Origin of the sequence: Streptomyces sp. NPDC005706, assembly GCF_040631045.1 — a bacterium.
Classification (GTDB): Bacteria; Actinomycetota; Actinomycetes; order Streptomycetales; family Streptomycetaceae; genus Streptomyces.
In genome coordinates, this window is sequence record NZ_JBEXYS010000008.1 from 65,445 (window position 1) to 90,749 (window position 25,305).

21 protein-coding genes and 1 pseudogene are annotated in these 25,305 nt (G+C 73.0%); 11 read left to right on the top strand and 11 right to left on the bottom strand.

The genetic code is table 11. The features are described 5' to 3' along the window. Nucleotides 1–105 precede the first annotated feature (105 nt). The 3 genes from ABZ478_RS16615 (at nucleotide 106) to ABZ478_RS16625 (ending at nucleotide 4,844) form a co-directional block, all read left to right on the top strand. Nucleotides 106–1,281 carry an FAD-dependent monooxygenase gene (locus ABZ478_RS16615; RefSeq protein ID WP_359549713.1) on the top strand — a complete coding sequence of 392 codons (1,176 nt, stop codon included), beginning with the start codon at nucleotides 106–108 and terminating at the stop codon, nucleotides 1,279–1,281. A 65-nt stretch (nucleotides 1,282–1,346) separates the two neighbouring features. Then, the gene (locus ABZ478_RS16620) at nucleotides 1,347–2,153 is read left to right on the top strand and encodes an inositol monophosphatase family protein (protein WP_359549716.1); all 807 of its coding nucleotides are present in this window, start codon (nucleotides 1,347–1,349) and stop codon (nucleotides 2,151–2,153) included. A 150-nt stretch (nucleotides 2,154–2,303) separates the two neighbouring features. Further along, a complete protein-coding gene (locus ABZ478_RS16625; RefSeq protein WP_359549718.1) occupies nucleotides 2,304–4,844 on the top strand; it encodes a discoidin domain-containing protein in 2,541 nt (846 codons plus the stop codon). 45 nt (nucleotides 4,845–4,889) lie between these two features. Here ABZ478_RS16625 and ABZ478_RS16630 read toward each other — a convergent pair whose 3' ends face one another. Next, entirely contained in the window at nucleotides 4,890–5,846 is a 957-nt protein-coding gene (locus ABZ478_RS16630; RefSeq protein ID WP_359549720.1) for a helix-turn-helix transcriptional regulator, read from the bottom strand. 131 nt (nucleotides 5,847–5,977) lie between these two features. On the opposite strand from ABZ478_RS16630, the gene ABZ478_RS16635 reads away from it, so the two are divergent. The 4 genes from ABZ478_RS16635 (at nucleotide 5,978) to ABZ478_RS16650 (ending at nucleotide 10,949) form a co-directional block, all read left to right on the top strand. Continuing rightward, a complete protein-coding gene (locus ABZ478_RS16635) occupies nucleotides 5,978–6,334 on the top strand; it encodes an ANTAR domain-containing protein (RefSeq protein WP_359549723.1) in 357 nt (118 codons plus the stop codon). A 184-nt stretch (nucleotides 6,335–6,518) separates the two neighbouring features. Continuing rightward, nucleotides 6,519–7,982, top strand: a complete 1,464-nt coding sequence (locus tag ABZ478_RS16640) for an aminotransferase class I/II-fold pyridoxal phosphate-dependent enzyme (protein ID WP_359549726.1) — start codon at nucleotides 6,519–6,521, stop codon at nucleotides 7,980–7,982. A 419-nt stretch (nucleotides 7,983–8,401) separates the two neighbouring features. Beyond that, a complete protein-coding gene (locus tag ABZ478_RS16645; protein WP_359549728.1) occupies nucleotides 8,402–10,609 on the top strand; it encodes a catalase in 2,208 nt (735 codons plus the stop codon). A gap of 103 nt (nucleotides 10,610–10,712) precedes the next feature. After that, nucleotides 10,713–10,949 carry a chaplin gene (locus ABZ478_RS16650; RefSeq protein ID WP_359549731.1) on the top strand — a complete coding sequence of 79 codons (237 nt, stop codon included), beginning with the start codon at nucleotides 10,713–10,715 and terminating at the stop codon, nucleotides 10,947–10,949. A 50-nt stretch (nucleotides 10,950–10,999) separates the two neighbouring features. Here the strand turns inward: ABZ478_RS16650 and ABZ478_RS16655 are convergent, their stop codons facing one another. The 8 genes and pseudogenes from ABZ478_RS16655 to ABZ478_RS16690 form a co-directional block, all read right to left on the bottom strand. Next, entirely contained in the window at nucleotides 11,000–12,685 is a 1,686-nt protein-coding gene (locus ABZ478_RS16655) for a GAF domain-containing SpoIIE family protein phosphatase (protein ID WP_359549732.1), read from the bottom strand. After that, nucleotides 12,669–13,727 carry an ATP-binding SpoIIE family protein phosphatase gene (locus tag ABZ478_RS16660; protein WP_359549734.1) on the bottom strand — a complete coding sequence of 353 codons (1,059 nt, stop codon included), beginning with the start codon at nucleotides 13,725–13,727 and terminating at the stop codon, nucleotides 12,669–12,671. Before ABZ478_RS16660 ends, ABZ478_RS16655 begins: the two co-directional genes overlap by 17 nt. Beyond that, nucleotides 13,727–14,176, bottom strand: coding sequence for an anti-sigma regulatory factor (locus ABZ478_RS16665; protein WP_359549735.1), 450 nt, complete (start codon nucleotides 14,174–14,176; stop codon nucleotides 13,727–13,729). The genes ABZ478_RS16660 and ABZ478_RS16665 overlap by 1 nt, the downstream gene beginning before the upstream one ends. After that, nucleotides 14,173–14,550, bottom strand: coding sequence for an STAS domain-containing protein (locus ABZ478_RS16670; RefSeq protein ID WP_359549737.1), 378 nt, complete (start codon nucleotides 14,548–14,550; stop codon nucleotides 14,173–14,175). Before ABZ478_RS16670 ends, ABZ478_RS16665 begins: the two co-directional genes overlap by 4 nt. Then, the gene (locus tag ABZ478_RS16675) at nucleotides 14,547–15,443 is read right to left on the bottom strand and encodes an STAS domain-containing protein (RefSeq protein ID WP_359549739.1); all 897 of its coding nucleotides are present in this window, start codon (nucleotides 15,441–15,443) and stop codon (nucleotides 14,547–14,549) included. The genes ABZ478_RS16670 and ABZ478_RS16675 overlap by 4 nt, the downstream gene beginning before the upstream one ends. Before the next feature lie 212 nt (nucleotides 15,444–15,655). Next, nucleotides 15,656–16,132, bottom strand: a complete 477-nt coding sequence (locus ABZ478_RS16680; protein ID WP_359549742.1) for an SRPBCC family protein — start codon at nucleotides 16,130–16,132, stop codon at nucleotides 15,656–15,658. Nucleotides 16,133–16,255: 123 nt separating this feature from the next. Then, nucleotides 16,256–17,440 (bottom strand): acyltransferase, encoded by a 1,185-nt coding sequence (locus tag ABZ478_RS16685; RefSeq protein ID WP_359549744.1) that lies wholly within the window; start codon nucleotides 17,438–17,440, stop codon nucleotides 16,256–16,258. A 470-nt stretch (nucleotides 17,441–17,910) separates the two neighbouring features. Further along, a pseudogene (locus ABZ478_RS16690) lies at nucleotides 17,911–18,006 on the bottom strand. A 290-nt stretch (nucleotides 18,007–18,296) separates the two neighbouring features. Between ABZ478_RS16690 and ABZ478_RS16695 the strand changes: the two are divergent. The 3 genes from ABZ478_RS16695 (at nucleotide 18,297) to ABZ478_RS16705 (ending at nucleotide 21,872) form a co-directional block, all read left to right on the top strand. Continuing rightward, nucleotides 18,297–18,731 carry a Fur family transcriptional regulator gene (locus ABZ478_RS16695; RefSeq protein ID WP_359549746.1) on the top strand — a complete coding sequence of 145 codons (435 nt, stop codon included), beginning with the start codon at nucleotides 18,297–18,299 and terminating at the stop codon, nucleotides 18,729–18,731. Between the two features lie 49 nt (nucleotides 18,732–18,780). Then, a complete protein-coding gene (gene katG / locus ABZ478_RS16700; RefSeq protein ID WP_359549748.1) occupies nucleotides 18,781–21,012 on the top strand; it encodes a catalase/peroxidase HPI in 2,232 nt (743 codons plus the stop codon). A 257-nt stretch (nucleotides 21,013–21,269) separates the two neighbouring features. Beyond that, complete coding sequence (locus ABZ478_RS16705) at nucleotides 21,270–21,872, top strand: hypothetical protein (RefSeq protein ID WP_359549750.1); 603 nt, start codon at nucleotides 21,270–21,272, stop codon at nucleotides 21,870–21,872. Between the two features lie 243 nt (nucleotides 21,873–22,115). Here ABZ478_RS16705 and ABZ478_RS16710 read toward each other — a convergent pair whose 3' ends face one another. Together ABZ478_RS16710 and ABZ478_RS16715 are read right to left on the bottom strand one after the other, a co-directional pair. Then, the gene (locus tag ABZ478_RS16710) at nucleotides 22,116–23,051 is read right to left on the bottom strand and encodes a serine hydrolase (RefSeq protein ID WP_359549753.1); all 936 of its coding nucleotides are present in this window, start codon (nucleotides 23,049–23,051) and stop codon (nucleotides 22,116–22,118) included. Then, on the bottom strand, nucleotides 23,048–24,034 hold the full coding sequence (locus ABZ478_RS16715; protein ID WP_359549755.1) for a LysR family transcriptional regulator: 987 nt from the start codon (nucleotides 24,032–24,034) through the stop codon (nucleotides 23,048–23,050). The genes ABZ478_RS16710 and ABZ478_RS16715 overlap by 4 nt, the downstream gene beginning before the upstream one ends. A gap of 140 nt (nucleotides 24,035–24,174) precedes the next feature. Here ABZ478_RS16715 and bla point away from each other — a divergent pair, with 140 nt between their 5' ends. Further along, on the top strand, nucleotides 24,175–25,095 hold the full coding sequence (gene bla / locus ABZ478_RS16720; RefSeq protein ID WP_359549757.1) for a class A beta-lactamase: 921 nt from the start codon (nucleotides 24,175–24,177) through the stop codon (nucleotides 25,093–25,095). Nucleotides 25,096–25,305: the final 210 nt, after the last annotated feature.

The window sequence follows — 25,305 nt, forward strand, 5'->3', positions numbered from 1 at the left end:
TCACGGAAGCGACCGGATGTGGGCGTGCCGGTTTGCCCGCCCGGCCGTCCGTGGCGTAGCTCTGCCATCCGTCGGGGCACACGAACGGAACGGTGGGTGGTACCGATGGCACGCATTCTGGTGATCGGCGGCGGCATCGCGGGCACGGCGGCCGCGCTGGGCCTGCGCAAGGCAGGACACGAGGCCGCCGTCTTCGAGGCGCACCCCGACACCGCCGAGGACATCGGCGCCTTCCTGACCCTCGCGGCCAATGGCATGCGTGCCCTGGCCCAGATCGACGCCACGGACGCCGTCACCGCCATCGGTTTTCCGCTGACTTCCCTGCGCCTGCTCGACAGCGGGGGCGGCGAGGTGGCCCGCGCACCGCTCGCCGGTGCCGACGACCCCGCGCTGCGCTACCGGTGCCTGCGCCGCGGCGAGCTGAACGCGGCCCTGCAGGCCGAGGCCGTCCGGCGCGGAACGCCCCTGCGCCACGGTGCCCGGCTGGTGTCCGTGGACGACGGCGCCGACGGCGTGACCGCGCATTTCGCCGACGGCGGCAGCGCCACCGGAGACCTGCTGATCGGCGCCGACGGCCTGAACTCGGCCGTGCGCCGGCTGGCCGTGGCGCCCGCCGCCCGGCCCCGGTACGCGGGCCAGCGCGTCTACTACGGCTACACGGGCGCGGCACCCGCGCCGGGGCCGAACGGCGTCATCACCATGGTGCGCGGCAGCGGTGCCGCGTTCGGGTACGCGGTCTCGCCGGCGGGGGAGACGTACTGGTTCGCCCGCGTCACCGGCGACCCCCGGCCCGCCGGTGACGCGACGGGCCCCGCACCCGCGGGCCTGCGCGGCGAACTGCTCCCGCTGCTGCGCGAGGACACGACGCCCGCCGGGGACATCGTCGCGGCCTGCGGCGAGACCATCATGGCCACCGAGGCCACCGAGATGCCGCTGGGCACCCCCTGGCACACCGGCCGCGTCCTGCTCCTCGGTGACGCGGCGCACGCGGCGTCACCCGCCACCGGCCAGGGCGCCTCCATGGCCCTGGAGGACGCCGTCGTCCTCGCCAAGGCCCTGCGCGACCTGCCGGATCCACGGACCGCGTTCACCGCGTACGAGCGCCACCGCCGCCCGCGCGCCGAGCACAACATCACCGTCAGCGGCGCCATCTCGCGCGGCACCCCCACCCCGGCGCGCGACGCCTCCGCGGCTCCCGGCGCACCCCGCGAGGACGACACGCTGAACCGCCTGCTGGACTGGGAGACCCCGCTCGCGGAGGTAGCCTCCACGGAGCGCTGAACGAGGGCAACCGGCCCGACGGAAGCGGAAGTTCGGCCGACGGGGGCCCGGGCTATCCTGCCCGCATGGAGAAGATCGGCTCGGGGTCGGACGCCCACCTCGCCCGCAGGGCGGCGCAGGCGGGAGCCGCCGTGGTCCGCGAGATGTTCGGCGGGCGGCTGGACCGCTTCGAGAAGGGGGCCGGTGACTTCGCGACGGCGGCGGACCTCGCGGCCGAGGAGGCCGTCCTCGGTATCCTGCGCACCGCCCGGCCCGGCGACGCCGTCACGGGCGAGGAGAGCGGCAGCAGTGGCTCCGCGGGCGCCCGGCGCCGCTGGCTGGTCGACCCGCTGTGCGGCACCCTCAACTACGCCGTGCGGAACATGCTGGTGGGGGTGAACGTGGCCCTGCGGGAGGACGACGGGATCACCGCGGCCGCGACGGCCGACCCGTTCGGCGGCGAGGTGTTCTGGACCGACGGACACCGCGCCCTGGTCCACCGCGACGGCACGGACGAGGAGTTGACGCCGTCGCCGGACTCCCGGCTGGTGGACGTCAACCTCGACCCGCCGTTCCCGAACGCGCCCGGCTTCCAGGCGGTCCGGCTGCTGGCCGACCCCGGCTTCGGCCGGCGGTTCCGGCCCCGGGTGGTCTCCACCACCCTCGCGGTCGCCTGGGTCGCCGCCGGCCGCAGGGCCGCGTACGTCACCGACGGCGACCTGCGCGACAGCGTGCACTTCGCCGCCGGGATCGCCCTGTGCCGCGCCGCCGGATGCACGGTGACCGGCATCCACGGCCAGCCCCTGCACACCGGCGCCGGCGGTCTGATCGCGGCCGCCGACCCCGAAACCCATGCCGCGCTGCTGGACATGGCCAAGAACCAGACGCGCTAGCGGAGTTGGCGTACGGGCACCCCAGGTCGCGCGTATTTCAGGTTTTGACTTCCGAAGGCTTGCCGCCCGCTTGGCTCACCACTTAAATCAAAACATGAACTAAGCCATGGGGTCAGCTTCCTGACCTCCGCAGCCGCATGGAGCCACCACATGAGACTGAGATCCCTGGGCATCGCGCTGGCCGCCACGGCGGCGCTGATAGCCCTGCCCAGCACCCATCCACCCGCCGCCGCGGCCGAAACCCCGCTGTCGCAGGGGAAGACCGCCACCGCGTCCTCCGAGGAGAACGCCGGCACCTCCGCCGCCAAGGGCGTCGACGGCGACACCGGCACCCGCTGGTCCTCGGCCGCCACCGACGGCCAGTGGTACCAGGTCGACCTGGGCGCCACCGCCACGGTCAGCCAGGTGGTCCTCAACTGGGAGGCCGCCTACGGCAAGGACTACAAGGTCCAGCTCTCCAAGGACGGCAGCACCTGGACCGACCTGAAGTCCGTCACCGGTTCCGACGGCGGCGTCGACACCCTCAACGTCTCCGGACAGGGCCGCTACGTACGCATGCTCGGCGTACACCGGGCCACCCAATGGGGCTACTCCCTCTGGGAGTTCCAGGTCTACGGCACGGCCGGCGGCGGCCAGACCGGCTGCGGCACCGCGAACGCCGCGCAGGGCCGGCCCGCCACAGCGTCCTCCGCCGAGAACGCCGGCACCCCCGCCTCCGCCGCCTTCGACGGTGACACCGGCACCCGCTGGTCCAGCCAGGCCGCCGACCCGCAGTGGCTGCGGGTGGACCTCGGCTCGGTCAAGGACCTGTGCCGGATCGACCTCGACTGGGAAGCGGCGTACGGCAAGGACTTCCAGCTCCAGGCCTCCGCCGACGGCCAGAGCTGGACCACCCTGAAGAGCGTCACCGGCGCGAACGGCGGCACCGCCTCCTACGACGTCAGCGGCACCGGCCGCTACGTCCGGGTCTACGGCACCGCCCGCGGCACCGGCTACGGCTACTCGCTGTGGGAGGTCGCCGTGCACACCGGCTCCACCGGCGAACCACCCGTCCAGGGTGGCGGCGACCTCGGCCCCAACGTCATCGTGGTCGACCCCGCCACACCTAACCTGCAGCAGAAGTTCGACGACGTCTTCAAGCAGCAGGAGTCGAACCAGTTCGGCACCGGCCGCTACCAGTTCCTGCTCAAGCCGGGCACCTACAACGGCATCAACGCCCAGCTCGGCTTCTACACCTCGATCTCCGGCCTCGGCATGAACCCCGACGACACCCAGATCAACGGTGACGTCACCGTGGACGCCGGCTGGTTCAACGGCAACGCCACGCAGAACTTCTGGCGTTCGGCGGAGAACCTCGCCATCAGGCCGTCCAACGGGACCGACCGCTGGGCGGTCGCCCAGGCCGCCCCGTTCCGCCGCGTCCACGTCCAGGGCGGCCTCAACCTCGCCCCCAACGGGTACGGCTGGGCCTCGGGCGGCTACATCGCCGACTCGAAGATCGACGGCACCGTCGGCCCCTACTCCCAGCAGCAGTGGTACACCCGCGAAAGCTCGGTGGGCGGCTGGACCAACGGCGTCTGGAACATGACCTTCTCCGGTGTCCAGGGCGCGCCGGCGACCAACTTCGACAACGGCCCGTACACCACCCTCGACACCACGCCGGTCTCGCGCGAGAAGCCGTTCCTCTACCTGGACGGCTCCGCCTACAAGGTGTTCGTCCCGGCCAAGCGCACGAACGCCCGAGGCGTCTCCTGGCCGGCCAACGCGGGCACCTCCCTGCCGCTCGACCAGTTCTACGTCGTCAAGCCGGGCGCCACCGCCGCCACCATCAACGCGGCCCTCGCCCAGGGCCTCAACCTCCTCTTCACCCCCGGCGTCTACCACCTCGACCGGACGATCGACGTCACCCGCGCCGACACCGTGGTCCTCGGACTCGGCCTCGCCACCCTGGTCCCGGACAACGGCGTCGACGCCATGCACGTCGCCGACGTCGACGGCGTGAAGCTCGCCGGATTCCTCATCGACGCGGGCCCGGTCAACTCCGACACCCTGCTGCGGATCGGCGACCCCGGCTCGAGCGCCGACCACTCGGCCAACCCGACCACCATGCAGGACGTGTTCGTCCGCATCGGCGGCGCCGGACCAGGTCTCGCCACCAACTCGGTCGTGGTCAACAGCGACGACGTCGTCATCGACCACACCTGGCTCTGGCGCGCCGACCACGGCAGCGGAGTCGGCTGGGACACCAACCGCGCCGACTACGGCCTGCGGGTCAACGGCGACGACGTCCTTGCCACCGGCCTGTTCGTCGAGCACTTCAACAAGTACGACGTGTACTGGAGCGGCGAACGCGGCCGCACGATCTTCTTCCAGAACGAGAAGGCGTACGACGCCCCGAACGCCGCCGCCATCACCCACGACGGCATCGTCGGCTACGCGGCCTACAAGGTCGCCGACTCGGTCACCACGCACGAGGCGTGGGGCCTGGGCAGCTACTGCAACTACACGTCCGATCCCACGATCGTGCAGGGGCACGGCTTCCAGGTCCCGGCCACCTCGGGGATCAGGATGCACGACCTGCAGGTGATCTCCCTCGGCGGCAAGGGCCAGTACGCCCATGTCGTCAACAGCACGGGCGCGCCCACCTCGGGGACGGACACCGTTCCCTCCAAGGTGATTTCGTTCCCGTGACGCACGCCCCGCTCCCGCGCGCCCGCCCGGCGCGCGGGAGCGGGCTCACTCCCCGGCCAGCGCCAGACGGGGAGCGCGCCGGTAGGTCTGCCGGTACAGGGACGCGAAGCGGCCCGGGTGGTAGAAGCCCCAGCGGGCGGCGATGTCCGTGACCGTCGTCCCGTCGGTGGGATCGGCGGCGAGCAGGTCGTGATGGGCGTGCGTGAGCCGCACCCGGCGCAGATGGGCCAGCGGGGTCGTTTCCAGATGGCGGCGGAAGGCGTACTGCAGCCCCCGCACGGTGACCCGCGCCGCCCCGGCGATCTCCGCCACGGTGACGGGCCGGTCGGCGTGGTCGTCGATGTACGCCAGGGCGCGGCGCAGCATCGCCGGGTGCGCGTCCGCGCCGTCCGGGCCCGGGGAAGCGGCCAGCGCGGTGTTCGGGAAAGCCGACAGCACGCTCGCCGCCAGGTGCTGCGCGGCCGTGGACGCGACCAGGGGCCGGTCCGCGATGTCCGGGTCGGCGAGCACGTGGTCGCGCAGGTAGCCGATGGTGCGGCTCAGCCGCCGCGCGTCGTCCGCCGAATGCGGCCGGTACCCGGTCAGCCGGACCGGCCGCTCCCCGGGCCCGTCGGCCCCGGCCACCTGGGTGAGCAGATCCGGCTCCAGCATCGTGATGTTGTAGCGGGCGTTGCAGATCCGCCCCGAGTACGGCAGGTCGGGCGGCGCGAACATCACCACGTCACCCGGTCCGAAGGCGTCCTCGACGCCCCGGAAGGCGTGGTCGCGCACGGTGCCGTCGTGCACGACGCACAGACAGATCCTGCCCAGCGGAGTGACGGAGTAGCTCATCTCGAAGTCCAGGGCGAGTTCGTCGACGCTGAACGTGTCGGTGCTGCCCCGGTGGATCCGGGCGCGGCTCGACCCCGGCGTGCTGGTCCCGATGCGCATCCTCGCGTAGGCGTCGCTGAGGAAGGCCTCCGTGGCTGCCAGGTCCGCACTGTCGAAGTTGAGCGTGGCCATGAAGGGCGTATGCCCGCGTTCTCCGTCGGCATCCGCCCCTGACCAGGACGTTTTCGTTTCGTGGACAGGGGCCTGCGACGGCGTTCGCCTGATGGCTGGCGCGGGTGGAGCGGTATGCGCAAGGTGATCGTATGAGGGGACACGACGAACGGGCCGACCGGCTCACCGCACTTCAGGAGGAAGTGAGTCAGCTGCGGCACGCCGTTGTCTCGCATGCCGTCATCGACCAGGCGATCGGAGTGGTCGTCGCCGTCGGCGGCGTGAGCGCCGGACAGGGCTGGGAGGTACTGAGACGGATCTCGCAGCACACCAACACCAAGCTGCGGGAGGTGGCGCGCTGCCTGGTGGAGTGGCCCGCCTCCGGCCTGCTGCCCGAGCCGATCGACCGGGCGCTGGGCGACGCGGTGGAGCGGGTGCGCGACGCGACGGCCCTCGCTCCCGCCGACCGGTACGACGCATGGGCGGTGCGGTGCGGCTCCCCGGAGTGAACGGCCCCGGGGGCCCGGAGCACGTCGCCGCGGGGTTTGGAGCGGACGCCGGGTGCAACACGGTGAGTGCCGCACCGCCGTACCGCCACAACGCCGGCCGGACACCCGTTCACGGCTGCCCGGACACCGGGTCGGCGGGCGCGCGGGGCGTCACGCCCGCACCCGGATCACGAGGAGGACGGCCATGGACCACTCACGCGCACCCGTGCTGGAGGCCCTGCAGGAATTCCGGCGCCGGGGGGACGTGGTCTTCGGGCCGCCGGGCCACAAACAGGGCCGCGGGACCGACCCCCGCGTCGCCGAGGTCCTCGGCCTGGACGTCTTCCGCTCGGACGTGCTCAGCCTGAACGGCCTGGACGACCGGCGCGAGTCGCAGGGCGTCCTCGAACAGGCGCAGGAACTGATGGCCGACGCGGTCGGCGCCGACCGCGCCTTCTTCTCGACCTGCGGCAGCTCCCTGTCCGTCAAGACCGCGATGCTCTCCGTCGCGGGGCCGGGGGAGAAGCTGCTGCTCTCCCGCAACGCGCACAAGTCGGTCATCGCGGCCGTGATCATCAACGGGGTGGAACCGATCTGGGTTCACCCCAAGTTCGACGCCGAGCGGCACATGGCCCACCCGCCCGAGCCCGACGACGTGCGGGACCGGCTGCGGGAACACCCCGACGCCAAGGGCATGCTGCTGATCACGCCCACCGAGCTGGGCTCCTGCGCCGACATCCGCGGTGTGGCCGACGTCTGCCACGCCGCCGACGTACCGCTCATCGTGGACGAGGCCTGGGGCGCCCACCTGCCCTTCCACCCGGACCTGCCGGCCTGGGGCATGGACGCCGACGCCGACCTGGTGGTCACCAGCGTCCACAAGATGGGCGGCGCGATCGAGCAGAGCTCGGTCTTCCACCTCCAGCACGACCGGGTGGCGGCCGACGTGCTCAAACAGCGGGAGGACCTGCTCGGCACCACCAGCGCGTCCTCCCTGGTGTACGCGGCGCTGGACGGCTGGCGGCGCCAGATGGCCGAACAGGGGCACGAGCTGCTCCGAACCGCCCTGCGCCGCGCCGAGCGGCTGCGGGCCGCGCTCGACGAACTCCCCGGGCTGCGGGTGATGGGCGAGGAGATCGTCCGCGAGGGCCTGGCCGCGGAGTTCGACCCCTTGAAGATCGTCGTCGACGTACGGGACCTGGGCATCACCGGCATGCAGGCGGCGGAGTGGCTGCGGGCCGAGCGGCACGTCGACGTCGGCGGCTCGGACAGCTGCCGCATCAGTGCCTCGATCACCCACTCCGACGACGACGAGACCGAGAAGATCCTCCTCGATGCGCTGCGCTCCCTGGTGGACGGCGCCGACTCGATCGAACGGCAGCGCCCGGTCCGCCTGCCGGAGCCCCGTGCCCTCGAACTCGAACAGGCCGTCCTGCCCCGTGCGGCCTTCTTCGGCCCCGCCGAACAGGTCCCGGCCGAACGGGCCGTGGGCCGGATCTCCGCCGAGACGATCAGCCCCTACCCGCCGGGCGTCCCGGTCGTGGCGCCGGGCGAGGTGATCACCGAGGAGATCGTCGACTACCTGCGCAGCGGCATCGAGCACGGCTTCCTGGTCTCCGACGCGGCCGACCCCTCGCTCGAGTCGTTCCGGGTGCTGACCCGGCCCTGACCGGCGCCGGCCGAACTGCGCGGCCCGCGCGCAGCACCTAGGGTGGCGGGTGCGGGCGGCCGCGTGCCGGCCGCCCGCGGGTCAAGAAACGGCCCTCCTCCGAACCCGCTTTCGGCTGGGGGCGGTTGACCCCGCCGACGGTCCCCGGGTCCGGGCATGTCCGAAGGGCCGGACGCGCGGACGACACGCCGTGCTCCCCGACCCGACTTCACCCCACGGGACAAGCCGCGAGGCTCCCGGTTTCGGACGCCCCGGCCCGGGGACCTCGGAGTGCGGGGCCCCGCCGTGGACCTGGGCCGTGCCCCCCGCGCACCGCCGGTCGCCCGCCTCCCGGGCGTGGTCCGGCCTCCGTGCGCCGAAGACCGCGGACCGCCCGTGCCGGCACGGGCGCCCCAGCGACCAGCGAAGGAATGGTAGTGATGAGCGAGAGCATCCCCGGCAAGCCGGCCCCCGAGACACCGTCGGTCGCCGAGCCGGCCGAACCCCGCGAGCCGCTGCCCCCGAAGCCCGATCAGACCGGCCCGGACACCGTCTCGCCGACCGGGCAGCCCACCGGTTCCGACCAGGCACGGATGGCCCAGAGCGGCAGCTACCTCACCAACGCCCAGGGCACCCGGCTGCACGACACCGACCACTCGCTGAAGGCGGGCCCGCGCGGCCCCGTGCTCCTGCAGGACCACCACCTGCGGGAGAAGGTGATGCACTTCGACCACGAACGCATCCCGGAGCGCGTGGTCCACGCCCGGGGCGCCGGAGCGCACGGGGTCTTCCGGAGCTACGGCACCGCCGCCCGGCTGACCAAGGCGGCGTTCCTCGCCGAGGACGTCGAGACGCCCGTCTTCGTGCGCTTCTCCACCGTGCTCGGCTCCCGGGGCTCCGCCGACACCGTCCGCGACACCCGGGGCTTCGCGACCAAGTTCTACACCAGCGAGGGCGTCTACGACCTGGTCGGCAACAACATCCCGGTCTTCTTCATCCAGGACGCGATCAAGTTCCCCGACGTCGTGCACGCCGCCAAGCCGCACCCCGACCGGGAGATCCCGCAGGCCCAGAGCGCCCACGACACCTTCTGGGACTTCGTCACCCTGCACACCGAGGCCACCCACCACACCCTGTGGAACATGTCCGACCGGGGCATCCCGCGCTCCTACCGGACCATGGAGGGCTTCGGTGTCCACACCTTCCGGCTGGTCGACGCCGACGGCGGCACCACGCTGGTGAAGTTCCACTGGAAGCCGAAGCTGGGCGTGCACTCCCTGGTGTGGGAGGAGGCGCAGATCATCAACGGGGTGGACCCCGATTTCCACCGCAGGGACCTCGCCGACGCCATCGAGGCGGGCGGGTACCCCGAGTGGGAACTCGGCATCCAGACCTTCCCCGACACCCCCGAGCAGACCTTCGAGGGAATCGACCTGCTGGACCCGACGAACCTCGTCCCGGAGGAACTCGCCCCCGTGCAGCCCATCGGGCTGCTCACCCTCGACCGCAACCCGTCGAACTTCTTCGCCGAGACCGAACAGGTCGCCTTCCACGTCGGCCACCTCGTCCCCGGTATCGACGTCACCGACGACCCGCTGCTGGCCGGCCGGCTCTTCTCCTACCTGGACACCCAGCTCACCCGCCTGGGCGGCCCCAACTTCCCGCAACTCCCGATCAACCGGCCGCAGGCACCGGTCAACGACATGCTGCGCGACGGCATGCACCAGACGGCCGTGCACCGCGGCGTCGCCCCCTACCGGCCCAACTCCCTCGACGGGGGCTGCCCGTTCACCGCCGGCGCCGACATGGGCGCGTACATCGAGGCGCCCGTGCGGGTGCCGGAGGCGACCAAGGTCCGGGAGGCACCCGAGTCGTTCGACGACCACTTCAGCCAGCCCCGCCGGTTCTGGCTCAGCATGAGCTCCGTGGAGCGGGAGCACATCATCGGGGCCTACGCCTTCGAACTCGGCAAGTGCTACGAACAGGCCATCAAGGAGCGGGCGTTGCAGGTCCTCGCCAACATCGACCCGGAGCTGTGCGCGGCCGTCGCCGCGGGCCTCGGACTGCCCGCGCCCGAGCCCACCGTGCCCTTCGCCGACGTCGAACCCAGCCCCGTCCTCTCCCAGGTCGGCCGGACCTGGCCCACCGACGGCCGGATCATCGGCGTCATCACCGGTCCCGACGGTGACCTCGGCGGCGTCCGGGCCGTACGCCAGGCCGTGCTGGACAGCGGCATGGTCCCGTTGATCGTGGCGCCGAGCGGCGGCACCCTCGGCGACGGCGCGGACGCCCTGACCGTCCAGCGGACCTACTCCACCGCACGCTCGGTGGAGTTCGACGCCCTGCTGGTGGCCGGCACCCCCGGGGTCGGCGCCGACGCCTTCGGCGCCCGCGACGCCAAGGCAGGCCTGCCCACGGCCCCGCAGGGCACACCCGACCCCCGGGTGGGGCTGCTGCTGGCGGAGGCGTACCGGCACGGCAAGGCCATCGGCGCGGCCAAGGGCGGCGAGACCGCGCTGGAGGCGGCGGGCATTCCGCTCGACGCGCCCGGTGTGGTCGCCGGCGACGGCGCCCCCGCCGTGCTGCAGCAGCTCAGCGGGCTGCTCGGCGCCCACCGGGTCTGGGAACGCTTCCCCGCCGCCGCCTGACCTGCGCCGGTCTCCCAACGGCCTATCCCAACAGGCGGCCGACGTGCGCAGCCGGTGTGATGAGAGGGTCCCTACGTCAACCAGTGAGGCAACACACATGCGTATGCGCAGCTTTGCCACGGCGGCGGTTCTCGCGGGCTCCCTCGCGCTGGCCGGCACGACGGCCGCCCACGCGGCCGACCCGGACCCCACGACCGGCACCGCCAGCAACAGCCCGGGCGTCCTGTCGGGCAACGTCACCCAGGTCCCGGTCAACCTCGGCCTCAACCTGTGCGGCGACAGCATCGATGTCATCGGGCTGCTGAACCCGGCCGGTGGGAGCACCTGCACCGCGCAGTGACACCGTCGCGTGCGCCGGCCCCCTCGCGCGGGGGGCCGGCGCACGGCTGTTCACGTCACCGACGTGCGGCAGAGCAGCAGACAGACGTCGTCGTCGTGCTCGGAGTCGTGCAGCATCGGCTTCAGCAGCGACTCGGCCGCCGAGTCCAGATCCTCCAACTCCGCGGCGCCGAGCGTCTCCAGGGCCCGGGCCAGCCGGTCGATGCCCGCGTCGATCCCCGCCGCCCGCCGCTCCACGAGACCGTCCGTGTAGAGCGCCAGCGTGGACCCGGCCGGCAGCCGCACGGTGTGTTCCTCGTACTCGTACGCCAGGGGCACGCCCAGCATGATCCCCGGCTTGAGGTCCAGGACGCTCACCCCGCCGCCGGGATCCCGGGTGACGGCCGGCGGGTGGCCGGCCGCGGCCCACACCACGGCCGGATCGCCCGGGGTGAAGCGGGCGACCGCGCACGTCGCGTACAGCTCCGGCTGCTGGTGCCGGAGCATCCGGTGCAGCAGGGTGAGGATGCGGGCCGGGCCGTTGCCCTCGACGGCGTACGCCCGCAGCGCGGTACGCAGTTGCCCCATGATGACCGCCGCGCGCAGCCCGTGCCCCGTGACGTCCCCTATCACCGCGAGGACGCTGCCGTCGGGCTGCGGGAACGCGTCGTACCAGTCGCCGCCGATGTTCAGGCCCCGGGTCGCGGGCAGATAGCGCGCGGCCAGTGACACGCCCCGGACGTCGGGCAGTTCGGTGAGCTGGGCGCGTTGCAGCGCCTCGGCGACGTCCCGGTGCTGCTCGTACTGGCGGGCGTTGTCCAGCGCGATCCCCGCGCGCCGGCCCAGCTCCAGCAGCATCACGGTGGTGTCCGGGTCGAACCGCTCGCCCGGCGCGGTCAGCGTCAGCACGCCCTGCACCGTGCGCGCGCCCAGCGGGATGCACAGCAGCGGCCGGTCGGGGAAGAGGGCGGAGGGCGGCAGGTCGTCCACGCCCGGCAGCTCGCCCGGGTGCCGGGCCGCGTGCTGCGGGCGGCCCGTGCGGGCCGCGGTGACGGTCGCGGCCGCCCGGTCGCCCGAAGGCGTGCGCTCGTCGTCCGGGAGCCAGATGTCGACGTCGGCGGCGTACTCCGGGACGAGCAGGTCGGGCAGTCTGCGCAGGATGTCGTCGTGTTCGAGGGACGCGTTCAGGGCGGCGCTCGCGTTCGCCAGGAAGGTCAGCAGCTGCCGGGCGTTCTCCGCCGCGGTGCGTGCCGCCCGCTCGGCGTCCAGCAGTTCGTGCTGCGCCAGCGCGGCCGCCTCCAGCTCGGCGTGCAGCGCCAGCACCCCCTGGTTCGTCTGGTGGAGCTCCTCCCGGTGGAAACTGACCATCTCCTCCGTCTCGGCAAGGTTCTCCAGTACGGCGTCGGCGTCCGCGTCGGCGTCGAGCAGCGCCTCGGCGAGCCGTGCGCCGTCCAGCTCGGCGGGCGTGGGCAGCGGTGACGGCACCGGGCGGGGACAGATCAGGGTGTGCCGCCACGCTCCGGGCCGGCCCGGTTGACGTACCGCGATGTGCAACTGCCCGGAGGCGTCGGAGCGGACGGCGACCTCGGCGCCGCCGTCCTCGAGACAGTGGCGCAGCCGCGCGGTGAACGCGGTCAGGAAGCGGGCGCGGTCGAGCGCGGGCAGGCCCGCGTCCGACGTGAGCCGCGCGAGCACGGCCCGGGCGCGGGCCGCGTCGGCGGCCGAGTCGATGGTCCAGAGGTCACGGGCGGCTGTCATGGGAGCTGGTCCGGCGGTCGGGGGCCAGTACGGCCACACTGGTGTCGTCGCGTACGGGGCGGGCGGGACTGCTCGCGTCGCGCAGGATGGTCGCGGCCACCACCGACGGGTCACGGGCGAGCAGGCCGGGGTCGTCGGGGGGCGACCAGCGGCTGGGCAGCCCGTCACTGTGCACGACGAGCAGGCTGTCCGCGTGCCACGGCATCTTCCGCAGCGGAACGTGCGCCGGGAAGTACGCGCCGACGATGCCCGGATGGGAGATCAGTGACGTCCAGGTGTCTCCCGTGCGCAGCCGGGCGCCGGCGTTGCCCACCCCGGCGAAGAGCAGTTCCCGCCGCTCGGTGTCCACCTGTGCCACCACGGCGGCCACACCCCGGGTGCGCCGCAGGCTGGTGTGCAGGCGGCGCAGTATCTCCACCGGTGGCAGATGCGCGCCGGCGTGCAGCTCCTCCACCGCCGCGGTGGAGGCGTGGGCGGCCTTGGCGCCGTGCCCGAGACCGTCGGCCAGCAGCAGCGTCAGCAGGGAACCGGAGCGTGCCCAGCCCCAGGAGTCCCCGGAGTGCTCCGCCTGGTCGAGCGCGACGTTGATCCCGCCCGCCGGCACCTCCCGCGCCGAAGCGCCGGCGCGGGCGGCCTCGTGGTCGACACGGGCCGTCGCCACCGTTCCGCGGCCCGGGACGCTGTACAGATGGAAGGCGTTCGCGAGCCGGCGGCAACTGCCCAGGCCCGCCCCGAGGGACCCGTCGGCGGTGGTGAAACCGTCCCGCAGGGCCGTGCCGACGTCCGCGATGCCCGGCCCCTGGTCGAGCGAGCACAACTGCACCGACGGCGCGCCGCCGGCCGGGCCGTCCACCAGGTTCAGCACCATGCGGCCCGCGTCGGCGTACTTGAGCAGATTGGTCGCCAGCTCGGTGGCGACCAGCGCGGCCGCCGCGGTGCGCTCCTGGCCGAGGCCCGCGGCGGCGCTCGCGGCCTCGGCCGCGACCCGGACGTCCCGCACCCGTGTCGAGTCGTGCACCGGGATCTCCCACGCCCGCCCCATCACATCCCCGTCCTGGACGGCGGAACCGGAGTGACCCAGGCGACGGCCGTGACCGTGGTGCCCCGGCCGGGCTCGGTGTCCACGGCGAACTCCTGCACGAGCCGTCTGGCACCGCTCAGTCCCAGACCCAGGCCGCCGCCGGAGGTGTAGCCGTCGGTCATCGCCAGGTCCAGGTCCCGGATGCCCGGGCCCTCGTCGGTGAAGCGCATGCGCAGCCCCGGGACGCCACCGTGGTCCAAGGGGGTGATCTCCGCCCTGCCGCCGCCGCCGTGCACCAGCGTGTTGCGGGCCAGTTCACTGGCCGCGGTCACCAGCTTGGTCTGCTGCACCAGGCCGAAGCCGAGCTGCGCCGCGTACTGCCGCACCTGCTGCCGGACGAGGGCCAGATCGACGTCCGAGCCGATGGGCAGGCAGGTCGAGCAGGCCCGGTCGGACGACGCCGGGATCATTTCCCCTCCGGCGACAGAAGTTCCATGGCGCGGTCGACATCGAGAGCGGTGGTCAGACCGGGCAGCGTGAGCCCCAGTTCGACCAGGGTGATCGCCACCGCCGGCCGCATGCCGGCCAGCACCGTCCGGGCCGCCAGCAGCCGGGCCGTCGAGGCGATCTCCGCGAGCACCCGGCCGAGGAAGGAGTCCACGATGTCGACACCGGAGATGTCGATCACCACACCGGTCACCCTGCTGGTGGCGATGCGGCTGGAGATGTCGTGCTGGAGCTGTTCGGCCATGCCGTCGTGCAACTCGCCCTGCAGCGAGACGAGCAGCACGTCGCCCAGTGCCAGTACGGGCACCTGAGCCTGACCGGAAAAGGGCTGGCTCACCGCGCGCCCGCCCCGGCGTCCGTGCGGGCGGAGACCTCGATGCCCTGCCGGCCGAGCGCGTAGGCGAGCGCGTCGGCCAGCGAGGCGCGGGTGAGCACGGTCCCGAGGTCGATACCGAGCTGCACGATGGTCTGCGCGATCGCCGGCCGGATGCCGGAGACGATGCACTCCGCCCCCATCAGCCGTGCGGCGGCCACCGTCTTCATCAGGTGCTGCGCGACCAGCGAGTCCACCGTGGGCACACCGGTGATGTCCAGGATCGCGTACCGGGCCCGCTGCTCGACGATCGCCTCCAGCAGGGACTCCATGACGACCTGGCTGCGCGCGCTGTCCAGGGTGCCGATGAGCGGCACGGCGACGGTGCCCTCCCACAACTGGATCACGGGCGTGGCCACTTCGAGCAGTTGCTGCCGCTGCCGGTGGATCAGGTCCTCACCCGCGTGCAGCGCCGTCTCCATCACCACCAGACGCAGGGTGCCCATGATCAGGGTCAGGGCGAGCGCCCCTTCCTGCGCCTCGGGCCCTGCCGGGTCGGGGAACTCCTGGCGCAGCAGCTCCACCGCCGGGTCGCGCAGCGCGGCCACTTCGGAGGAGATCTGCGCCGGGCTCGATCCCGTACGGGACCGCGTCGCGGCCATCCGGCCCAGTTGCTCGCGCACCGTGCCGAAGCCGGGGGCGTCGATGTCCTCGAACCGGCCGCTCATCGCCACGTCCGAGAGCGCGTCCAGCACGGCCTTGCACGCCTCGACCGCCTCGTCGCGGGAGACGGTGAACACCGAGCGGAACAAGGGGGCGTCCGCCCAGCGCTGCGCGATCTGCTCCTGACGCCGCTCCAGAAAAGCGCTCACCACACGAGACGCCGACTCGGCCGCATCCTGCTCCGGCACGTACATCCTCTCCCTTCCGCACAGCCCGGTTCCGCCCCCGTCCGGCCGGTTCCGGGCCGATGGCCTCCATACGACAGACAGCAGGGCCCGTGCCGGCGAGCGGCCGAACCCCGGACGGCCCGGCGGCCGAAGCCGCCGGGCCGGTGTCGGAGGCCGTCTACCCCGGATCGGGGAGACCTCTCCGTACTGTTAGGCACATCACTCGTGCGTGCGACGGATCAGATCGCCCCGCCGCCCGGGCCGCCCATCTCGCCGCGCCACGCACCGGTCTCCCGGCCGCCGCGCTGCTCGATGAAGTCCTTGAACCGGTGCAGATCCCCGGAGACCCGCCGCTTGACGACACCGAGCTTGTCGCCGACCGTCTCGGCCAGGCCCTCGGGCTCGAACTCCAGTTGCAGCATGACCTTCGTGGTGGAGTCGTCGATGCGGTGGAAGGTGACGACGCCGGCCTGCTTCGCCTCGCCGTCGACGGTGGTCCAGGCGACCCGCTCGTCCGGCCGCTGCTCGGTGATCGCCGCGTCGAACTCCCGCCGTACCCCACCGACGTTGGTCACCCAGTGAGTGAGGGAGTCGGTGCGCTGCTCGATGCGCTCCACCCCCTCCATGAACTCGGGGAACGTCTCGAACTGGGTCCACTGGTTGTAGGCGGTGCGCACCGGGACGCCGACCCGCACGGATTCCTCGACCTGCGACATACAGGAACACCTCTCGTTCTCGTCGGCTGTACGAGGAGCGGGTTCCTCTTTGCCGCCAGGTCATGCACACGATCCCGCGAACGGGGGACATGCGGGCGGGCGGCGGGCCGCGGGCGGCGCCCGTCAGTCCCGGGCCGGGGCCGGCGTCTCCCGGGGTTCCGCGGCCGGTTCGCGCTCCGGTGACTCGCGGCCGGTGCGCCGGCGGCGCAGCAGCAGCCGTCTCGCGGGCCGCTCCACCGCCTCGTACAGCACCCAGGACAGCGTCAGTGACACGGTGAAGGCGACCGCCGTCACCCCCAGTCCCGCGAGCAGGCCGAAGTGCGGTTTGGTGCCCAGCAGTTGGGTGCCCGCGCGCAGAACCAGCAGGTGGATCATGTAGAAGGCGAACGACAGTTCCCCGAGCCGTACCAGCCGCCGGCGCCGCCACAGCGACGGCAGCCCACGCAGGTCCGCGACGGCCGCGGCCGGGATGAGCAGGGCGAACCCGGCGATGGTGCAGACGGTGGCCGGGTAGCCGGGCGTCACCTGGGACACCAGGAAGTAGCCGATGACCGCCAGCGCCAGCGAGGCCTCGAGTCCGGGCCCGCGCCACCGGCCGAGCAGCACCAGCCGGGCCGTGACGGCGCCGAGCACGAACTCCGGCAGCCGGGCGGCGGGCATCGAGTACAGGGCCTGTTCCGTCCAGTGGTGCGCGTCCGCCCGGGCCAGTACCAGCACGGCCACCACCGACAGTGCGCCCAGCGTCGTCGCGCCCCGGGCGCCCAGCCGGCGCAGCAGCAGGAACAGCAGCGGGAACGCGGCGTAGAAGAACGCCTCGCAGGCCAGCGACCAGCTCACCGGGTTCAGCGTCTGCCACCAGGGACGCCACCACGAGTGCACCAGCAGCAGGTTGGACAGCGCCTGTCCGGAGGTCGGTCTCGCCTGGTGGGGCAGCGCGTAGGCCATGAGCAGGGCGATGCCCAGGGTGACCAGGTGTACCGGGTAGACACGCGCGATCCGCCGCCGCCAGAAGGCCGGCGCGCGGTCGTGGGGCCGCGCGGACCACGTCAGCACAAAACCGGACAGCACGAAGAAGAACGACACACCCGTGGCACCCGCCCCGAAACCCCACAGGACGATACGGCCGGGCTCGCCCCCGAAGTAGCCGAAGTTGTTCACGTGCAGTCCGAAGACCAGCAGTGCCGCGACCCAGCGCAGCCCGGTCAGGGACGGCAGGGCGGGCCGGGCGGTCGGCGGGGCGGAGCCCGCCCTGGTCTCGCCGGTTCGTGCGGGCGGCGTCCGGGTCGTCCGGGGCGTCGCCGTGGTCATCACATCACCTGCCGCAGGAGGGTTGCGTGGGGCATAAAGGGGAACGTTGCCCGTTCGCCCCTTTGCAATCACATCACGTTGCAAACATCACACTGCTGCCGAACGACTGGACCCGCCGTATGCGACGGACGGCCGCACCCGGGCATCCTTACGAGTGAAGAGCCCGCGTCCCGGCGAAGCCGGCCGCGGGCCCGGCGGCGGTGCCGTGACCGGCGCGCCGGCGACCCGCGGCCTGCCGGCGGCAACGAGGCGCGGATGCACGTGAGTCGACCGCCTCGCCGGCTCCTGCTCGGCGCCGGTGCCGGCGGGGGAGTGGGGCGAGGCCGGCGTTCGTTCCGCCGACGGGCGAGCGGGAGCGGCGAGCGAGTGGGCGAGCGGACGCGCCGGGAAGACCGGCGGCCCGGGCGCGGGGGCGCGGCGGCGACGCGGCGATGGCATCGCGCCGGGGCCCGAGGCTCGGCTCACAGCGGCGGAGAGGGCAGGATTCGAACCTGCGTGGACCCCTGGCGGGGCCCGACCTCAAGACGTGCTCTCGGTCCCCGATCAGCCACTCCGGGCACCTCTCCCTGCTCCCGGCCCGGTCTCCCGCGCCGTTCACACGCATCACTGTGGCAGCGGCCGCTGACCGTGCCCTGACATTCCGCTGACGTCGATCGCCCCGCGCTCACCCGTTCGGAGGACCCGTCGGCTCGGCGCGCCGCCCGGCGAGCCGTACGGCCACATGATGCGTTTACACGACGCCACCGGAGACGCCGGGCAAAGCGACGCACGGACGAACACCGGGCGTCGGCACGAGACCAGAATTGCATCGTTCGTTTTATTGAACCGTTCGTGTTTACAGGGGTAGGTTCGGCCCATGACCGCATCCGGTACTCCGACCACCGCCGAGGATCTGCGCGGTGCCGGCCTGCGCGTGACGGCGGCCCGTGTCGCGCTGCTGGAGACAGTCCGGGACGGTGACCACCTCGGCGTCGAGGCGATCGCTTCCGGGGTCCGCGACCGTGTGGGCCACATTTCCCTGCAAGCCGTCTACGAGGCACTGCACGCGCTGACCGCGGCGGGCCTCGTACGGCGGATCGAGCCGGCCGGCAGCCCCGCCCGGTTCGAAGGACGCGTCGGCGACAACCACCACCACATCGTGTGCCGGTCGTGCGGTGCCCTCGCCGACGTCGACTGCGCGGTGGGCGAGGCGCCCTGCCTGACCGCGTCCGACGACCGCGGCTTCTCGATCGACGAGGCCGAGGTCGTCTACTGGGGCACCTGCCCCGACTGTTCCACCGGCCTTTCCTGAGTTCCTGAGTTCCTGAGCACAGAGTTCCGTTCCGTTCGGAAGGATTGCCATGACTGAGAACCACGACGCGATCGTCACAGACGCGAAGTCGGAGGAGACGAGCGGCGGCTGCCCCGTCGCGCACGGGCGTGCCCTGCATCCGACCCAGGGTGGTGGCAACCGTCAGTGGTGGCCGGAGCGGCTCAACCTGAAGATCCTTGCCAAGAACCCTGCCGTCGCCAACCCGCTGGGCGCGGACTTCGACTACGCCGAGGCGTTCAAGTCGCTGGACCTTCCGGCCGTGAAGCAGGACATCGCCGAGGTGCTCACCACCTCCCAGGACTGGTGGCCGGCCGACTTCGGCCACTACGGTCCCTTCATCATCCGGATGGCCTGGCACAGCGCGGGCACCTACCGCATCAGCGACGGCCGCGGCGGCGCCGGCGCCGGCCAGCAGCGCTTCGCCCCGCTGAACAGCTGGCCGGACAACGCCAACCTGGACAAGGCCCGCCGGCTGCTGTGGCCGGTCAAGAAGAAGTACGGCCAGAGCCTGTCCTGGGCCGACCTGCTGGTCCTCGCCGGCAATGTCGCCCTGGAGTCGATGGGCTTCGAGACCTTCGGCTTCGCCGGCGGCCGCGAGGACGTGTGGGAGCCGGAGGAGGACGTCTACTGGGGTCCCGAGACCACCTGGCTCGACGACAAGCGCTACACCGGCGACCGCGAGCTGGAGAACCCGCTCGGCGCCGTCCAGATGGGCCTGATCTACGTCAACCCGGAGGGCCCCAACGGCAACCCGGACCCGATCGCCGCGGCCCGCGACATCCGTGAGACGTTCCGCCGCATGGCGATGAACGACGAGGAGACCGTCGCCCTGATCGCCGGCGGCCACACCTTCGGCAAGACCCACGGCGCCGGCCCCGCCGACCACGTCGGCCCCGACCCGGAGGCCGCCGGCTTCGGGGAGCAGGGCCTGGGCTGGCGGAGCAGCTACGGCACCGGCAAGGGCGCCGACGCCATCACCTCCGGCCTGGAGGTCACCTGGACCACCACGCCCACCCAGTGGAGCAACGGCTTCTTCGACAACCTCTTCGGCTACGAGTGGGAGCTCACCGAGTCCCCGGCCGGCGCCAAGCAGTGGAAGCCGAAGGACGGCGCGGGCGAGGGCACCGTCCCGCACGCCCACGACTCCTCGAAGAGGATCGCCCCGTCGATGCTCACCACCGACCTGGCGCTGCGCCTCGACCCGGTTTACGAGCCGATCTCCCGCCGCTTCCACGAGAACCCGCAGGAGTTCGCGGACGCCTTCGCCCGCGCCTGGTACAAGCTGACCCACCGCGACATGGGCCCGAAGTCGCTCTACCTCGGCCCGGAGGTTCCCGAGGAGACCCTGCTCTGGCAGGACCCGCTGCCGGAGCGCGAGGGCGAGCTGATCGACGACGCCGACATCGCGGCGCTCAAGACCAAGCTGCTCGACTCGGGCCTGACCGTCTCCCAGCTGGTCACCACCGCCTGGGCGTCCGCGTCCACCTTCCGCGGCAGCGACAAGCGCGGCGGTGCCAACGGCGCCCGCATCCGCCTCGAGCCGCAGCGCGGCTGGGAGGTCAACCAGCCCGACCAGCTCGCGCTGGTGCTGCGCACCCTGGAGGGCGTCCAGCAGGAGTTCAACGCCTCCTCCGGCGCCAAGCGGGTCTCCCTCGCGGACCTCATCGTCCTCGGCGGTGCCGCGGCCGTGGAGAAGGCCGCCAAGGAGGGCGGCTTCCAGGTCGAGGTGCCCTTCACGCCGGGCCGGGTGGACGCCGGTGAGGAGCACACCGACGCCGAGTCCTTCGAGGCGCTGGAGCCGACCGCGGACGGCTTCCGCAACCATCTCGGCAAGGGCAACCGCCTGCCGGCCGAGTTCCTGCTGCTGGACCGGGCCAACCTGCTGACGCTGAGCGCCCCGGAGACGACCGTCCTGGTCGGCGGCCTGCGGGTGCTGGGCGTGGGCCCCGAGGGCTCGCAGCTCGGCATCCTCACCACGACGCCCGGCTCGCTGACGAACGACTTCTTCGTCAACCTGCTCGACCTGGGCACGACGTGGTCGGCGACCTCCGAGGACCAGACCACGTTCGAGGGCCGGGACGCCGCCACGGGCGAGGTGAAGTGGGCCGGCAGCCGCGCCGACCTGGTCTTCGGCTCGAACTCCGAGCTGCGCGCGCTCGCCGAGGTCTACGCGGGCGACGACGCCAAGGAGAAGTTCGTGAAGGACTTCGTCGCCGCCTGGGACAAGGTCATGAACCTCGACCGGTTCGACCTGGCCTGACCGATCCACCGAGGGCGCCCGGCCCGGCCCGTAGGGGTCGGCCCGGGCGCCCTCGGCGTGCGCGGCCCTGCCCCGCCCGCACCCCGGCCGCGCGGGTGCCGGCGACGAAGACCGTCGCCGGTACTGCGGTCACGGCGGTCGGGGTGCACGATGGTGAGGTGGCGATCCGGATCCCGATCCGGATCCTCCGGACGCCGAGCGGGCCCGCGCGTCCCGGCACGACGCGGCCGCCGGCAGGCGAGAGGAGGCGGCGGCCGATGACTCGGACACCTCCCATGACGGTGACCCGGGACCGGCTGTGGCGCTGGCGGCGCAACCCACTGCGCCGGCACAGCGACATCGTCGAGGGCTGGGTCGTGCTCGCCACGTGGATCCTCGCCCTGCTGGGCGCCGTCCTCGGGGGCTGGGCGGCGGCGCACTCCGTGGATTCGACGCTGACCGCACGGCGGGCCCAGGTGCACGCCGTCTCCGCGGTCCTCACCGACGGCGCGGTGAAGACCCCGGCCGCCGGCAGCGGCTACGACGACGGCCGGGTCTGGGCCACGGCCCGCTGGACGGGCCCGGACGGCAAGGTGCACATGGACCGGGCGAAGGTCCTGCCGGGCGCTCCGGCCGGAACCCAGGTCACGGTGTGGACGGACCGCACGGGCCGGGCGGTGCCCGCGCCCGCCTCCGCGGCCGAGGCCATGCTGCAGACGGTCCTCACCGGCGCCCTCGTCGCCCAGGTCACCGGCACGACGGTCTGGGCCGGCGGCTGGCTGGTCCGCAACGCGCTGGTGCGGCGCAGGCTGGCCGAATGGGACGAGGAGTGGAAGCGCGTCGGACCCGAGTGGCGCAACTACAGCGGCGGCCGAGGCTGACCGGCCCCGCGCACCGGCCCCTGCCCGTCCACGCCTCGCCCCGCGCCCCGGCCCGCGCCTGTCTCGTCCGCGCGTCGCCTGCCTTGGTCTGCCTGTCCGCGCCCCGCCCGCGCCTGCCCGTCCGGGCCTCGCTCCGCGCCCGCGTCTGCCCGGCCGCGCCCCGTCTGCCCGTCGGTCCCTCACCGCGTCCGTGCCTCAGCCGCGCCGTCCCCAACCGCCTCCGTGCCTCACTCGCGCGGCCTCTCACCCGCGCAGCGCCTCGAAGGCCTGGCGGGCGCCGATGCCGATAGCCAGATCGATGTCCGGCGCCTGCGCGGCCCGCCGGTCGGCCCGGGTGAGCGCGGCGACGGCCACCCGGGTCACGGAGTCCGCCTCGACCACACCGATCTCGTGCCGCAGATGCAGGAACGTGCCCGTCTTGCCGCTCAGCCGCAGGCTGTCGGCGCGCAGTTCGCTCGCCAGCCGCTGGGTGAAGACCTGATGGCCCATCAGCCGCCGCAGCTCGGCCGTGGCCCGGGGATGCGCCACCTCGTCGCGCCACACCCGCCCGAGCAGGCCGACCAGCGCCGAGACGGTGCCGAGGTTGGCGTGCGCGGGGTCGAGCGTCTCGATGGTGTGCCGGCCCGCCCGCTCGTCGCGGACGGCCAGTTCCAGGGCGAGGGAGAAGTCGTTGCCCGCGGCGCCGGCGGCGCACTCGTACATGTGGTTCATCCGGTGCCGCACCTGGATTCCGGCGCAGCCCCAGGCACGCAGCCGGGCGTCGACGGCGGCCACCGGCACCAGTCCGAACAGCGCGTCCGCGGCGGCGTTGTCACTCACCGAGAGCATGAGCAGGAGGAGGTCGCCGACGGCCACCGTGACCGGGTGCCGGAACGCCGCGATGCCGGTGGGGCCGACGCTGCTGGTGGCCGGGTCGACCGTCACGGGCAGGGCGGGGTCCAGGTCGCCGACCGCGATCAGGTCCAGCACGACCAGCGCGAACGGCACCTTCACCACGGACGCGAGGGGGATCAGCTCCTCGATGTCGAAGCCGAGCTGGTCGCCGCTGTCGATGTCGCGGGCGAGGAACGAACCGCGCACGCCGAGCGCCGCCCAGTCCCGGGCGATCTCCTCGGCGACGTCCAGCAGGGGGCCGTCACCGCAGAACCGCGCCGGACGGTACGCCGTGTCCCTGGTCATCCGCGTGCCGCCAGCCGCGACCTGGTGTCCGTGGACTCCGGCCGCCCGGCAGCGCGTACGGCGGTCTCGGCACCGGCCGCCGCCGCCAGCACCGCGGACAGCCACTCCGGCACGTCGCCGCTCCGCTGACGCGGGGTGCCCCGCACGTCGTACCCCCGGTGCAGCGAGGCGTCGGCCAGGGGCGCCCAGTCGGCCCCGTGGCGTCGGGCGAAGGGCTCGTCGCACAGCAGCATCGCCCGGCCCGCCAGCGTCTCGGCGAGCGCGGTGGCCGCCGGTCCGGCCGGCCGCACCAGCCGCTCCGGCAGCCCGGAGCGTGCCGCCGCTCTGCCCAGCCGGTCCCACGCACCGGGCGCCCCGTCCTCCGCCAGGGTCAGGATCGGCAGGGGAGCGGTCCGTGCCCCGGTGGCGGCGTCGCGGCGCGGCCGCAGGTCCTCCAGGTGGACCGGACGCCCCCGCCCGGCGGGGGCGGTGCGCGCCGGCCGCGCCGTGTCGAGGGGCGGCGCGCCGGCCAGGCCGAGCGGCACCCGGTACGCGGCGTGCTCGGGCTGGACGCGCAGCAGCGCGTAGGCGAGCGAGCCGTCCGCCAGCCGGTCTGCCCGTTCCTCGGGCGGCAGTTCGCGCACCCCGAGCGTGACGCCGCGCTCCGCCCCGGTCCGGATGACCCGGGCGAGCGCGGCCGGCGCACGGTCGGCGGGCACTCCCACGGTCCGGGTCCGGACCCGCTGGGCGGACCGGGCGGCCTGTTCGAGCCGCTGGGCCCGGTCCAGGACGTCCCGCGCGTAGGGGAGCAGCAGCATGCCCAGTTCCGTCGTCGCCACCTGCCGCCGGGAACGGTCGAACAACAGGCCGCCGAAGTGGGCCTCCAGCGTCTTGATACGGCGGCTGAGGAGCGGCTGGGCGATTCCGAGCCGGTCGGCGGCACGCGAGAAGCTCGTCTCGTCCACGGTGGCGACATACGCCTTGAGATGCGCGAGCAGATCCATCCAGCAGTCATATCAATTGGGTATGGAGCCTTCAAAGTTCACTCTTGGACATGAGCGGAGTCCTGCTGTTTCGCTGTCCCGGTCGACGAAGATCCACCAAGCCGATGCCCGATCACCGACGACCTGGGAGAACTCCGCACATGACCAGTGCCGCCCCGATGCCGCGCCGCCGCCTGTTCAAGGCCGGCGTCGCCCTCACCACCGCCGCCGCGGTGGCCCCCGCCCTGGCCTCCGCCCCCGCCTCGGCGGTTCCGCACGCCCTACCGGAGGAACTCCGGGACCGGTTCGTCGATCTGGAGCGCCGGTACGGCGCCCGGCTCGGTGTCCACGCCCGGAACGCGCGCACCGGCCGGACCGTGGCGTACCGGGCCGGGGAGCCGTTCGCGATGTGCTCCACGTTCAAGGCGTTCGCCGCCGCGGCCGTGCTGCGCGACCGCGGTGACTGCGCGCCGCTGGACAAGATCGTCCACTATCCGCAGCGTGACATCCTCGCCAACTCCCAGCGGTCCGAGGACCATCTGGCCACGGGAATGACGGTGGGCGAGCTGTGCGCGGCCGCGATCCAGTACAGCGACAACACGGCGGGGAACCTGCTGCTGCGTGAGATCGGGGGTCCGCAGGGGCTCACCCGGTTCTTCCGGTCGCTCGGCGACCGGGTGAGCCGGCTCGACCGCTGGGAGACCGACCTGAACACGGCGGTCCCCGGCGACGAGCGTGACACCACCACGCCGGAAGCCCTCGGCGGCAGCTTCCAGCGGCTGACCCTCGGGCGGGCCCTCTCCCGCGCCGACCGCGAGCGTCTCCTCACCTGGCTGAAGGGCAACACCACCAGCGGCGAGCGGTTCGGCGCCGGACTGCCGCGGGGCTGGGTCCTCGCGGACAAGACGGGCACCGGCGACTATGCGACCGCCAACGACATCGGCGTCGCCTGGACGAGCCGCGGGACGCCCCTGCTGCTCACCGTGCTGTCCACGAAGGACACCAAGGACGCGCCCGTCGACAACCGGCTGATCCGCGACGCGGCCGCCCTGCTGGCGGAGGTCCTCGCGCCCGGCGAGTAGGGCCGCCGGTCCCGCTCCCCGGGCGGGGGCGGCACCGATGAACGGGTCCATGTATCTGAACACTAAACAAGGACCGAACTGTTGACGCGCTCGTGGCGGTCTCTCTACGGTTCGGGAGAAAGCGCTTTCTCTCTGTGTGGCGCCTGCGGCTCGGCAACTGCCCCGAGCCGCAGGCGCGTTCACACACCGGAACGCCAGCATCGCACCACG

Bases quoted from the DNA above. Each gene is read 5' to 3' on its own strand.
- ABZ478_RS16685 (WP_359549744.1), bottom strand. From the start codon at position 17,440: ATGACCACGGCGACGCCCCGGACGACCCGGACGCCGCCCGCACGAACC.
- katG (WP_359549748.1), top strand. From the start codon at position 18,781: ATGACTGAGAACCACGACGCGATCGTCACAGACGCGAAGTCGGAGGAG.
- ABZ478_RS16665 (WP_359549735.1), bottom strand. From the start codon at position 14,176: ATGATCCCGGCGTCGTCCGACCGGGCCTGCTCGACCTGCCTGCCCATC.
- ABZ478_RS16715 (WP_359549755.1), bottom strand. From the start codon at position 24,034: ATGGATCTGCTCGCGCATCTCAAGGCGTATGTCGCCACCGTGGACGAG.
- ABZ478_RS16655 (WP_359549732.1), bottom strand. From the start codon at position 12,685: ATGACAGCCGCCCGTGACCTCTGGACCATCGACTCGGCCGCCGACGCG.
- ABZ478_RS16625 (WP_359549718.1), top strand. From the start codon at position 2,304: ATGAGACTGAGATCCCTGGGCATCGCGCTGGCCGCCACGGCGGCGCTG.
- ABZ478_RS16645 (WP_359549728.1), top strand. From the start codon at position 8,402: ATGAGCGAGAGCATCCCCGGCAAGCCGGCCCCCGAGACACCGTCGGTC.
- ABZ478_RS16635 (WP_359549723.1), top strand. From the start codon at position 5,978: ATGAGGGGACACGACGAACGGGCCGACCGGCTCACCGCACTTCAGGAG.
- ABZ478_RS16640 (WP_359549726.1), top strand. From the start codon at position 6,519: ATGGACCACTCACGCGCACCCGTGCTGGAGGCCCTGCAGGAATTCCGG.
- ABZ478_RS16660 (WP_359549734.1), bottom strand. From the start codon at position 13,727: ATGGGGCGGGCGTGGGAGATCCCGGTGCACGACTCGACACGGGTGCGG.
- ABZ478_RS16615 (WP_359549713.1), top strand. From the start codon at position 106: ATGGCACGCATTCTGGTGATCGGCGGCGGCATCGCGGGCACGGCGGCC.
- ABZ478_RS16650 (WP_359549731.1), top strand. From the start codon at position 10,713: ATGCGCAGCTTTGCCACGGCGGCGGTTCTCGCGGGCTCCCTCGCGCTG.
- ABZ478_RS16620 (WP_359549716.1), top strand. From the start codon at position 1,347: ATGGAGAAGATCGGCTCGGGGTCGGACGCCCACCTCGCCCGCAGGGCG.
- ABZ478_RS16705 (WP_359549750.1), top strand. From the start codon at position 21,270: ATGACTCGGACACCTCCCATGACGGTGACCCGGGACCGGCTGTGGCGC.
- bla (WP_359549757.1), top strand. From the start codon at position 24,175: ATGACCAGTGCCGCCCCGATGCCGCGCCGCCGCCTGTTCAAGGCCGGC.
- ABZ478_RS16710 (WP_359549753.1), bottom strand. From the start codon at position 23,051: ATGACCAGGGACACGGCGTACCGTCCGGCGCGGTTCTGCGGTGACGGC.
- ABZ478_RS16675 (WP_359549739.1), bottom strand. From the start codon at position 15,443: ATGTACGTGCCGGAGCAGGATGCGGCCGAGTCGGCGTCTCGTGTGGTG.
- ABZ478_RS16695 (WP_359549746.1), top strand. From the start codon at position 18,297: ATGACCGCATCCGGTACTCCGACCACCGCCGAGGATCTGCGCGGTGCC.
- ABZ478_RS16630 (WP_359549720.1), bottom strand. From the start codon at position 5,846: ATGGCCACGCTCAACTTCGACAGTGCGGACCTGGCAGCCACGGAGGCC.
- ABZ478_RS16680 (WP_359549742.1), bottom strand. From the start codon at position 16,132: ATGTCGCAGGTCGAGGAATCCGTGCGGGTCGGCGTCCCGGTGCGCACC.